13 protein-coding genes and 3 pseudogenes are annotated in these 10,835 nt (G+C 53.3%); 7 read left to right on the forward strand and 9 right to left on the reverse strand.

The window, feature by feature from the left end; all coding sequences use genetic code 11:
• From C5687_RS22325 to dbpA, 4 genes are all read left to right on the forward strand, one after another.
• Window positions 1–1,028 (forward strand): methyl-accepting chemotaxis protein (locus tag C5687_RS22325; RefSeq protein WP_238380507.1); only part of this gene is annotated, 1,028 nt, incomplete at its 5' end.
• Between the two features lie 146 nt (window positions 1,029–1,174).
• Window positions 1,175–2,158 (forward strand): zinc transporter ZntB, encoded by a 984-nt coding sequence (gene zntB, locus C5687_RS22330; protein WP_104557991.1) that lies wholly within the window; start codon window positions 1,175–1,177, stop codon window positions 2,156–2,158.
• Between the two features lie 273 nt (window positions 2,159–2,431).
• Window positions 2,432–2,614, forward strand: coding sequence for a proline-rich small protein YnaL (gene ynaL / locus C5687_RS25240; protein WP_071994076.1), 183 nt, complete (start codon window positions 2,432–2,434; stop codon window positions 2,612–2,614).
• A 27-nt stretch (window positions 2,615–2,641) separates the two neighbouring features.
• Window positions 2,642–4,015: an ATP-dependent RNA helicase DbpA gene (gene dbpA / locus C5687_RS22340; RefSeq protein WP_104557993.1), complete on the forward strand. Its 1,374-nt coding sequence runs from the start codon at window positions 2,642–2,644 to the stop codon at window positions 4,013–4,015.
• Window positions 4,016–4,057: 42 nt separating this feature from the next.
• Here dbpA and ttcA read toward each other — a convergent pair whose 3' ends face one another.
• The 9 genes and pseudogenes from ttcA to C5687_RS22385 all read right to left on the reverse strand — a co-directional run bounded on the left by ttcA (window position 4,058) and on the right by C5687_RS22385 (window position 9,024).
• Window positions 4,058–4,993, reverse strand: a complete 936-nt coding sequence (ttcA, locus tag C5687_RS22345) for a tRNA 2-thiocytidine(32) synthetase TtcA (RefSeq protein WP_104557995.1) — start codon at window positions 4,991–4,993, stop codon at window positions 4,058–4,060.
• A 49-nt stretch (window positions 4,994–5,042) separates the two neighbouring features.
• Window positions 5,043–6,281 carry a site-specific integrase gene (locus C5687_RS22350; protein WP_104557997.1) on the reverse strand — a complete coding sequence of 413 codons (1,239 nt, stop codon included), beginning with the start codon at window positions 6,279–6,281 and terminating at the stop codon, window positions 5,043–5,045.
• A 1-nt stretch (window position 6,282) separates the two neighbouring features.
• Window positions 6,283–6,495, reverse strand: a complete 213-nt coding sequence (xisR, locus tag C5687_RS22355; RefSeq protein WP_104557999.1) for an excisionase family protein — start codon at window positions 6,493–6,495, stop codon at window positions 6,283–6,285.
• Between the two features lie 64 nt (window positions 6,496–6,559).
• The gene (locus C5687_RS22360; protein WP_104558001.1) at window positions 6,560–6,802 is read right to left on the reverse strand and encodes a DUF4060 family protein; all 243 of its coding nucleotides are present in this window, start codon (window positions 6,800–6,802) and stop codon (window positions 6,560–6,562) included.
• Window positions 6,789–7,367 (reverse strand): ASCH domain-containing protein, encoded by a 579-nt coding sequence (locus C5687_RS22365; RefSeq protein WP_238380508.1) that lies wholly within the window; start codon window positions 7,365–7,367, stop codon window positions 6,789–6,791. Before C5687_RS22365 ends, C5687_RS22360 begins: the two co-directional genes overlap by 14 nt.
• Window positions 7,364–7,585, reverse strand: a complete 222-nt coding sequence (locus tag C5687_RS22370; protein ID WP_096888925.1) for a TraR/DksA family transcriptional regulator — start codon at window positions 7,583–7,585, stop codon at window positions 7,364–7,366. Before C5687_RS22370 ends, C5687_RS22365 begins: the two co-directional genes overlap by 4 nt.
• 91 nt (window positions 7,586–7,676) lie before the next feature.
• A pseudogene (locus C5687_RS22375) lies at window positions 7,677–8,699 on the reverse strand (DNA cytosine methyltransferase); the annotation flags it as partial.
• Window positions 8,696–8,875: pseudogene (locus C5687_RS22380) on the reverse strand (MT-A70 family methyltransferase); the annotation flags it as partial. The pseudogenes C5687_RS22375 and C5687_RS22380, both read right to left, overlap by 4 nt.
• Window positions 8,872–9,024 (reverse strand): DUF1317 family protein, encoded by a 153-nt coding sequence (locus C5687_RS22385; protein WP_104558003.1) that lies wholly within the window; start codon window positions 9,022–9,024, stop codon window positions 8,872–8,874. The pseudogene C5687_RS22380 and the gene C5687_RS22385, both read right to left, overlap by 4 nt.
• A 116-nt stretch (window positions 9,025–9,140) precedes the next feature.
• On the opposite strand from C5687_RS22385, the pseudogene C5687_RS22390 reads away from it, so the two are divergent.
• The 3 genes and pseudogenes from C5687_RS22390 to C5687_RS22400 form a co-directional block, all read left to right on the forward strand.
• Window positions 9,141–9,437, forward strand: a pseudogene (locus C5687_RS22390) (replication protein); the annotation flags it as partial.
• Entirely contained in the window at window positions 9,434–10,111 is a 678-nt protein-coding gene (locus C5687_RS22395) for a replication protein P (RefSeq protein WP_104558005.1), read from the forward strand. The pseudogene C5687_RS22390 and the gene C5687_RS22395, both read left to right, overlap by 4 nt.
• Before the next feature lie 161 nt (window positions 10,112–10,272).
• Window positions 10,273–10,749, forward strand: coding sequence for a hypothetical protein (locus C5687_RS22400; protein ID WP_104558007.1), 477 nt, complete (start codon window positions 10,273–10,275; stop codon window positions 10,747–10,749).
• Window positions 10,750–10,835: the final 86 nt, after the last annotated feature.

The raw sequence follows: 10,835 nt of genomic DNA on the forward strand, positions 1-10,835 counted from the left end.
TTAACGTAATCAACTTTTTTGCGCTATTTTTGCTCTGGGTCTATATGACGAAGTATCTTGTGACGCCGATCAATACGGTAAAGAAAAGTATTGAAGAGGTGACAGCGGGCAATCTGGGGGTGTCTATTCCCGAGTTTGGCAACAACTGCGCGGGTCGACTCATTCCCGGCATTAATAGCCTTTCGGGCAACATCGCTACGCTGGTGCGTGAGATCAGGGCGTCATCGCAAACCGCCATGACCTTATCGGATCAACTCTCGTCACGTAGCGCGCAGCTTTCGGTGAAAACCGAGCAGCAGTCGGCGTCTCTGGTGCAAACCGCAGCCAGCATGGAGCAAATGGCGGCAAGTACCAAAAACAATGCCGATAACACCCGCCTGGCGAGCGAGCAGGCCAACATGGCGACGCGACAGGCGCGCAAGGGCGGGGAGCTGATGGGGCAGGTTGCCACCAATATGGAGTCCATCACCGAATGCGCTCAGCAGATGACCGAGATTATCTCGCTGATCGACGGCATTGCCTTCCAGACGAATATTCTGGCACTCAACGCGGCCGTTGAGGCGGCGAGGGCGGGAGATCATGGAAAGGGATTTTCTGTCGTCGCAGAAGAGGTCAGAAATCTGGCGCACCGCAGTGCAGAGGCCGCGAAGAATATCAAAGCGCTGATTGAAGTCACCAGCAGTAACGTCAGCCAGGGCGCTACCGTTGTATCGGAGGCGGAGAAGAATATGCAGGAGATCGTGGCGGGGTCAGGGAATGTCAGCCGGTTGATGGACGAAATTTCCGCCTCGACCTCAGAGCAGGAGAAAGGGATATCTCAGATTACGCTGGCGTTGTCAGAGCTGGAGCGGGTCACGCAAAGTAACGTGGCAATGGCGGAGGAACTTAACGGCTCCTCTGACGTGCTGCGTAACCAGGTGATTGAGCTGCAGGCCCGCACGCGTAATTTCCGGCTTGGCCAGGGCACACCTTCCTCCTTATCGTCCGGTTCACCCTCCTTCCTTCAGCGGCCAGAGCACTCTCTCTGACAACACCTGCCTTTCTTGCCGGGTGGCGCTGCGCTTACCCGGCCTATACTCCGCCACGATATCAATACATTGCACAACGCATTTTTGTTGCTTAACCCCTCATGAAAGCTAGACTGACACCGAAAGAGTTAAATGGTGGAGGCGCTGTGGATAGCATTAAAGGATCTGAACTTAACGTTCCTGACGCAGTATTTGCGTGGGTGCTGGATGGTCGTGGCGGTGCCCGACCGCTGGAAGACAATGATGTGATCGATAATGCGCATCCCTGCTGGTTACATTTGAACTACACCCACCCGGACAGTGCTGACTGGCTGGCCTCAACGCCGCTTTTGCCTAACAATGTGCGCGATGCGCTGGCGGGGGAAAGCCTGCGGCCCCGCGTGAGCCGCATGGGTGACGGTACGCTAATCACCCTGCGATGCATTAACGGCAGCACGGATGAACGTCCGGATCAGCTGGTTGCGATGCGTGTCTATATGGACGACGGGCTGATTGTCTCCACCCGCCAGCGTAAAGTGCTGGCGCTGGATGACATCGTTAACGATCTGAAAGAGGGTACCGGGCCCGTCGACTGCGGCAGCTGGCTGGTGGACGTGTGTGATGCGCTGACCGATCACGCAAGTGAGTTTATCGAGGAGCTGCACGACAAAATCATCGACCTGGAAGATAACCTGCTCGATCAGCAGATCCCGCCGCGCGGTTTTCTGGCCCTGTTGCGTAAGCAGCTGATCGTGATGCGCCGCTATATGACGCCCCAGCGGGATGTGTATGCGCGTCTGGCCAGTGAAAGACTCGCCTGGATGAATGACGATCACCGTCGCAGAATGCAGGATATCGCCGACAGACTGGGCCGCGGACTGGATGAAATTGATTCCTGTATTGCCAGAACGGCGGTGATGGCGGACGAAATTGCGCAGGTGATGCAGGAGTCGCTGGCGAGAAGAACCTATACGATGTCCCTGATGGCAATGGTATTTTTACCCAGCACGTTTCTTACCGGGCTGTTTGGCGTCAACCTGGGCGGCATTCCGGGTGGTGCGTATCGCTATGGCTTTACCGCGTTTTGCGTCATGTTAGTTGTTTTGATTGGTGGTGTTGCATGGTGGTTGCATCGTAGTAAATGGCTGTAAATTTACGCTTTTTTCTCCTTTCGACGGGGTCAAAACGCTCTTTTAATTGAGCGAAGTCAATAAACGTTTACCCCGTAAGGTGCACTATTACTCCCGCAGGTGAATGCAACGTCAAGCGATGGGCGTTGCGCTCCATATTGTCTTACTTCCTTTTTTGAATTACTGCATAGCACAATTGATTCGTACGACGCCGACTTCATAGTCGGCTTTTTTTTGCCTCCTGAATCTCAGCGTCTACCCTAAAAGGGATGACAGTCAATTCTGGAGGGAATGATGAGCATCCTCAACGCTCTGCTATTGCAACAATCACGTCAGTCCGATCCCACCCCGACCGATCCGGTGCCAATGCCCGATCCCATCCCGCGTCCTCAGCCGATGCCCGACCCGCCGCCCGATGAAGAACCGATTAAATTGTCGCATCGGACCGCGAGATCTGCGAGGATACGCGCCATCTGACCGCAAAGATCACCACGAGAGACAATTGTGACCGCTTTTTCTACCCTGAATATTCTGCCCGCCGCCCAACTCGATAACCTTAACGAGTTGGGATACCTCACGATGACGCCTGTTCAGGCGGCCGCGTTGCCCGCCATCCTTGAGGGCCGTGACGTGCGCGTACAGGCGAAAACGGGCAGTGGGAAAACCGCGGCATTTGGTCTTGGCCTGTTGCAGCATATCGATGCGGCGCTTTTTCAGACCCAGTCGCTGGTGCTGTGCCCGACCCGTGAACTGGCCGATCAAGTCGCTGGCGAGCTGCGTCGCCTGGCGCGATTCCTGCCAAACACCAAAATTTTAACCCTCTGTGGCGGACAGCCGTTCGGCGCGCAGCGTGATTCACTTCAGCATGCGCCGCACATTATTGTCGCGACGCCAGGCCGCCTGCTGGATCACCTGCAAAAAGGCACCGTTTCGCTTGATGCGTTACACACGCTGGTCATGGATGAGGCAGATCGGATGCTGGATATGGGCTTCAGCGACGCGATTGACGAGGTGATCCGTTTCGCACCGACCGATCGTCAGACGCTGTTGTTCTCTGCAACCTGGCCGGAAGCCATCGCCGCCATCAGCGGGCGCGTGCAGAAAAATCCCCTGACCATTGAGATCGACAGCGTAGATGCGCTGCCCGCCATAGAGCAGCAGTTCTTTGAAACCTCGCAGCAGGGGAAAATCCCGCTTCTGCAGAAATTGCTGAGCCAGCATCAGCCAGCCTCTTGTGTGGTGTTCTGTAACACCAAAAAAGATTGCCAGTCGGTCTGTGATGCCCTGAATGCTGCCGGACAGAGCGCATTGTCGCTGCATGGCGATCTGGAACAGCGCGATCGCGATCAGACGCTGGTACGTTTCGCCAACGGCAGCGCCCGCGTGCTGGTCGCGACCGATGTCGCTGCACGCGGTCTGGATATCAAATCCCTTGAGCTGGTCGTGAACTATGAACTGGCGTGGGATCCGGAAGTCCATGTCCACCGTATCGGTCGTACTGCACGCGCCGGGAACAGCGGTCTGGCCATCAGCTTCTGCGCGCCGGAAGAGGCGCAGCGCGCCAACATTCTCTCTGAGATGCTGCAGATTAAACTGAACTGGATGAATGCCCCTGCCGGCGTCAGCCTGGTGCCGCTGGAAGCCGAAATGACGACGCTGTGTATCGATGGTGGGAAAAAAGCCAAAATGCGCCCGGGGGATGTATTAGGTGCATTGACCGGAGAGCTGGGGCTGGACGGGGCGGATATCGGTAAGATTGCGGTTCACCCGGCGCATGTCTATGTGGCGGTTCGCCAGGGCGTTGCCCATAAAGCCTGGAAGCAGCTGCAAAACGGGAAAATTAAAGGTAAAACCTGTCGCGTACGTTTGCTGAAATAAAGAATGAAGCGTCTCAGAAGGTATTTCTGAGACGCTAATCGCTTACTTCACTTCAACGACGTTCAGACGCAGCTCTTCAAACGCGTTGTCATCGTCTTCTGGCTGCCAGCCAGCTGGCTGCATCGGGATATCTTCCCGGTCAAACGCCAGGTCACCGCCGTTCACCACGTCAGATTCGTGGTTGATGCCTTTGAAGTCGAACAGTTCAACATCCGCGAGATGCGAAGGCACGACGTTCTGCATCGCGCTGAACATGGTTTCGAGCCGCCCCGGATAACGCTTGTCCCAGTCGCGCAGCATGTCGCCAATGACCTGGCGCTGCAGGTTCGGCTGAGAGCCGCAGAGATTACATGGAATAATCGGGAACCCTTTAGCCTGAGAAAAACGCTCGATGTCTTTTTCGCGGCAGTAGGCAAGCGGGCGGATCACAATGTGTTTGCCGTCATCGCTCATCAGTTTAGGGGGCATACCTTTCATCTTGCCGCCGTAGAACATATTGAGGAACAGCGTTTGCAGGATATCGTCGCGGTGGTGGCCCAGCGCAATTTTGGTCGCCCCCAGTTCCGTCGCGGTACGGTACAGAATGCCACGGCGCAGACGAGAGCAAAGCGAGCAGGTGGTTTTTCCTTCCGGGATTTTCTCTTTCACAATACCGTAGGTATTTTCTTCGACGATTTTGTACTCAACGCCCAGATTCTCGAGATATTCCGGCAGAATATGCTCCGGGAAGCCCGGTTGTTTCTGGTCAAGGTTGACCGCCACCAGGGAGAATTTCACCGGGGCACTTTGCTGAAGATTACGCAGGATCTCCAGCATGGTGTAGCTGTCTTTACCGCCTGACAGGCAAACCATGATGCGGTCGCCTTCTTCAATCATGTTGAAGTCTGCAATGGCTTCGCCCACGTTACGGCGCAGTCGCTTTTGCAGTTTATTCAGGTTGTATTGCTCTTTCTTTGTATTTGATTGATTTTCTTGCATTTATTGCTACCTTCGGAGCCAATAGGGGCATAATAGGGGCAAAAATTTTTCAGCGTGCGAGCTTATCGTTAAGCATCAGCACCTGTTCGCCATTCATTTCTTCAATCCACGCACCGTAGACTTCATAAACCATTTGCGCGTTTTCATGCCCCATCTGGCTGGCTATGAAAGACGGGTTAGCGCCGGCAGATAAAAGCCAGCAGGCAAAAGTATGCCGCGTATGGTACGGATTCCGGCGGCGAATACCAGCACGTTTTACAGCTGCGTTAAATCTGGAGCCGATACTCGATAAAGAGTAGTAGGCTTTCTGTTTGCCCTTGCGCATCCTGGGCATGAAAACAAATCGCAGATTTTGATATTCCATCGCACCATACTCACGGTGATGAAAAACAATCTCCGTTTTAGGCTGCAACGAAGTCAGCGTACGCTGTGCCTTCAAGGCCTCTAGTGCTGGCTCTAGTAAGGTGATAACACGATCACCTGCATCGGTTTTTGGTGGGACGAACATTCCCAGCGCATTAAGATTGCGCTGTATATGAGCCGTACCTTTTTCCCAGTCGATATCTTCCCAGGCAAGAGCAGCGAGCTCTCCATGACGGACTCCGGTATAAACTGCAAACGTCCACATATTGAGGCTTTGGCCACGCTCAGATTCCGCAAGCAAACTAAACTCGTGCTTCGTTAAAGGGTCCGGTTTTACTTTCCCTTTGTGTAGTTTCTTGATCCCCTCAAAGGGCTTGCCACTGATAAAGCCAGATTTGTGTGCAAACCGAAGTAGGGAGCACAGAAGCGATATATAGTTGTTCACGGTACGTACAGTGCGTCCCTGTTTGTTGCTTCTGGGATTTGCCAGGTACAGTGTCTCACCGTTTAACAGCTCCTTTCTGTATTTCAGAATGTCGCTGTGGCGTATAGTTGAAACAGGCGTATCTCCATTTATGATGTGCGTTAACGTACCGAGTTGTGAGCGCGTCTTACGCATCGTATTCGCGCTAATTTCTGTTTCTTTAATGCTCGTCCACAGTTCACACAGCTCTGAAAAGGTTTGAACTGAAACAGTAGTTACGGTTTTTTTTGCTCTGGATGATGAAGGAAAGCGCTGGTTGTAATCAAACTCACCAAGGTTGATCTCGCTAACGATCACAGCCCGAAGATTCCCGGCTTTTTTAATGTTCGCCGGGGTGTTAATCCAACCTTTGAGAATTTCGCGGCAACGCTTTCCCCGGTACATGAACCAGATACAAATCTTATTGTTTCTGACTTCGACACCTGTAGGCAAAGCTGCCATCTTACGCATCCCTTATTAACTGATTAATTCTCGGATAGTTATACCAGGTTGTGCCTCGCAAGGTTTTTTCTCCAGAAGGCGATACCCGTTTAAAATGGACACCTTCCACCCAACAGCCCTGGCGATACTTCTCAATCTGTCGTTCGGTCAGGCCTGTTTTTTCTGTGAGCCTTGCGCCAACAACCCATTCTTCGTTAAAAATTACCTGTGCCATAGTCCACCTCAGGTAACCGGCACGAGTATATAAGTGCCGGGGTTATGACGTTGATAAATCGTTATCAGGCAATCTGCCCGGGAAGGGCACGCAAGCGGCGCATGCCTGTCATTGCCGTGGCCACATAGCTCGTCTTGCGGTTTACCACCTCCACCCAGACCTTCACTCCTTCAACCTTCACCGTATAAGTCTCTTTCATCTTGCTGCGCCCATAGTCGCCATATCTTTGCTGGTGGGCTGCCAGCGCGATGTCGCATGCCTGTCGCGCGATAGGAGACTGCTGATTGTCGCGGTTAATCAGTCGCATGGTCATCTCCTTCGATACGCTTAAACACGATCACCCAGACCCATGGGTTAGCCTGCCAGCTGTCAGAACCGTAGATAGAACGCCATAACGCTGCGTAAGCCTCTTTTATGTCACGGGCCGAGGAGCCAGAAATTCCCTCCGAACGTGCGTCTTCCTCACTGATATCGTTCAGGCGCTCGACCCGTACATCGGTGATCTCCAGTAAAATCCGACTAGCCCAGCGCGGCATGTGGATTGATGGAGTCCACTTTCCATAGGGGCCGTTGCCGTCTGCCGCATAAAGAAGAGCAGAACAACCAGCAGGCTCTTCATGATCAGGAACCGAGCAGAACGTCTCGCGCACCCAGATGCGATCGCCTGGTACTCCGTACGGGCAGCATTCCCTGATTAGTTCAGGCACATCTTCTGGGTAACAGCCGATAAACTTCTTCCCGATCTGAATGAATTTTGAAATTTGGTCTCTTCCGACCGTGCAGTCCTTAATGACCCTGTGGGTCTGCGTCTTCCGCCCATCGAGGATGGCGCGCACCATCTCGCCGTTAAAAATCATTCCGCGCTCTTTCACTGGATCCCCCTCTGCTTATTCCTCAACTCGATAACACCCTGGCACTCAGCGCAGGTCTGGCAGCCGGGAACGGCATCGCGCCGCGGCTCTGGGATATCCTCGCCGCATTCAGCGCAATGCTCTGCTGAAACGGCGTTGCGGTCGATGCGGTGAGCGGAAAGGGCAGCGTTACGCTGAAGCTCTTCAATCTCTGCTGCGGTATCGATGATATCGGCCATGGTCAATGCTCCCGGAACTGTCGGTTAATTCGGTTGAAGGTGAACGCCAGCAATAAAAAAGGCCGCTTTAGCGACCTGGTGATGAACGATTTCATGCTGCCTCCGATCCTCTTGTTACGCACATTTCTGGCAAATTTGCCCTTACCAGAGCTTCAGCGAAGGGCGGCGGAACCGCATTACCGCAGCGGGCCACCTGCTTATCCTTCGCATACTTCACGCCGCGGTAGTCCCTATCGATGATGTACCACTCAGGGAAACCCTGCGCCCGATACAACTCATGAGGCTGAAGCATGCGCATGCCGATATCTACGATGCGGTAAGTGATGCCATCGACAGTAACCAGCCCGGTGCAGTCCTCACCACAATGTTCCCGTAGGAAATCAGCCGTAAGCTGCGCGCGGTGCTCGTCGTATCCCTCATTTGCCAGCGTGGTATTAACTTCACCAAAATGCTGACCGCCAGCGGTCACGGTTTGCAGTGGAGTGTCAGTAGGCTGGCCGGTATTGGTACCGCGCATTTTGATAATGCTGGAGGTGACAATAGCGTGGTGATCGGTGGTGGTCACGGTGTGAATGGGCTCGTCCAGAGCAACGCCAGCGCCGGTGTAATTCCCGCCGAAGTGTTTCACCATATTCGCCGCGACCATTGCGAACTTTCCGCCGCCGGCAGTAATCGTCCCCAGCGGTTTTTCCAGTTGCAGAACCCGCGGTGCTTGCCCTGGGCGTTCGCCATATCCCACCTGGATCAGCGTCGGCGTCACCAGCTGCGATTTTCCGCCGCCCCCAGCAGTAATCGTTGCGCTCGGTTCGTCAGCCCTGTGCCCAACACTGGCGCCAAACTGGCGGGCGATGACCGGCGCAACCACGCACGCGCGGGACTGCTTGAGGATTGTATGAGCGGGTTTATCCAGCGGGCGCGGCTTCGCCTGGTACTCACTGCCGCCGTTGCCAGCCAGGAACGGGGTCAGCGCAGCCTCAACTACGCCGAGAGCATGCCCATTCCCGCCCGGGCGCCGGGATGTGCCAGCAGTGACCGTTGGTACGGGTTCAGTTACTGGCTGCCCGGTGGCACCGGTGCGGAACTTGGTCAAGTGCGGCACGGCTATCGCATATGCGTACCTGTGTACCACATCGCCAGCACCGCGTTTTCGGCGGCTAGTTCCCACACTGGCAGACGCTTGATGTCGATTAACTTCATGGTGGAGTAGTGATCGGCAGCAGCGCCGTTGCTGATGGTGTTGCCGTAAGACCAGGGCGGATCAGCGTAGATAAGAGAGTATTTTCCGGTCATGCCGCCTCCTGCCTTTCCCGATATTCCTCAGCGAGCCGCTGCGCCTTTAATGGATTGCTGACAACTTCACCCCATGGCATTAGCCAGCCGTTACCAATGAAGGGAAGGCACAGTATGCCAACCCTCATGTCGTCGTGAGCGTGAGTCATAGCGATGCCTTTCAGAAGGGGATGTCATCGTCGAACTGAGGATGTTGATTGCTCTGCGAAACTTGACGGTTGGCCTGCTGCAGACGTGACTCAGGGACCGCATTCGGATCCTGCTGATTTCCACCAGGGTGAAACTTATTAACCCAACCTGCAAAGCCCCGGACATGACCTCCTGGTCTAACACCGTTCGCCTGATGCGCCAGATAGACAACCGGTCGCACCAGGACATCTGCGCGCTGTATGACTGGGCCAGCAAACACCACTTCTGGCAGACCAACATCCTGAGCCCGGAAAGCCTGCGCAAGCAGTGGGACAAGCTGACATTGCAGCGCAACGCCGGAGGTGAGCAGCGTGCCGCTAAGCCGGATTTGGACTTCAACAACACTGACTGGGCCTATGAGGTGCTTCGATGAAATCTCTTGCAGAGCAGATGCTTAACCACGACCGCGAGCAGATGAGCCGCATGGCCCATAACCTGCCAGAGCAGTACCAGGAGCGCGCGCCGGTAGAGCAGGTGGCGCAGGTATTCAACAAGCTGTTCAACGAGCTGCGTGCCGCATTTCCGGCCAGCATGGCGAACTTCCGCACTCAGGAAGACCTGAACGAATTCCGCCGTCAGTGGCTGCTGGCGTTTCAGGAAAACGGTATCCACACCATGGCACAGGTGGATGCCGGAATGCGCATTGCCCGCCGCCAGGAGCGTCCATTCCTGCCGTCGCCGGGTCAGTTCGTCGCCTGGTGCAAGCAGAGCGGCGGGGCGCTGGGCATCACCGTTGACCAGGTGATCGCTGAGTACTGGGACTGGCGTAATCGTTCGTTCGAATTTACCTCCAGTGAGCAATTCCCCTGGTCGCAGCCGGTCATGTACCACATCTGCGTGGAACTGCGCCATCGCAGCACAGAGCGCCAGTTAACGCATGGTGAGCTGGCGCGTGAAGCCGGTGAACTGCTGGATATGTGGGAGAAGCGCGTCTTTGAGGGTAAGCCAGTGCCGCCGGTACGCCGGGCAATTGCAGCACCGACAGCCGAGCACGGACCGACGCCGATCCAGCTTCTTCAGGTGAAGTACAACCAATTAAAGCAATGAACAATTGAGGTATATGATGTTTATCAGCGCGCAAATTTTTTTGCTTGAATCTTAAGCGTTTTAATATTCGTTAATCAATGATAAAATCCTTGAGAGTCGCTTTTTTAGAGATAAATTTGCAAAGTGGTCCCGTAAGAAGACATTAAAAGTAAAGGTAGGAAATGATTGAGTTAAATGAAGTAAAAGAAGCTCTCTTAAGTATAACGGATGTTTCGCAGCTAAAAGATACTGATTATGGTATCACTTTCTATTATAGAGAGGCATTTACAGATTTAAGGTTGTACGCAAAAGAATCAATGATTTCTGCAAGGATAGAAGTTACAAATTCTTTTAAATCTCCGCATGAGTTTAATAATGATTTTGATGCTGAGGGTGTAGCTAAAGTTGTTAATTTGACAACCAAGACGCCATGTAAAACAATTTTTATTGAATCAAAGAATTCTATTGGTGCATTCATAATTAGAAATATTTCCTCTGATAAGTTAGACGTTTTCGCAGAGGGTAAACTCAAGGAGGATTCGAGGGGCAGGAATTTAAAGCTTACGATAATGAAAATGATGCTTGAAAATTTTGCATGCTATAAAGAACTGAGGGTTGTAGTTGATAAATATAAGTCTGGAGCGAAAAGTGAAAGCTAATGAAGCACCAAAAATAATCATTCAACTTATACTGAGTGCTCTTTTGTTTTATTTTTATTCTTTTAGGTTCAAGAGTAGCTTGCTAG

The sequence above is a fragment of the Enterobacter sichuanensis genome (assembly GCF_002939185.1).
Lineage (GTDB): Bacteria > Pseudomonadota > Gammaproteobacteria > Enterobacterales > Enterobacteriaceae > Enterobacter > Enterobacter sichuanensis.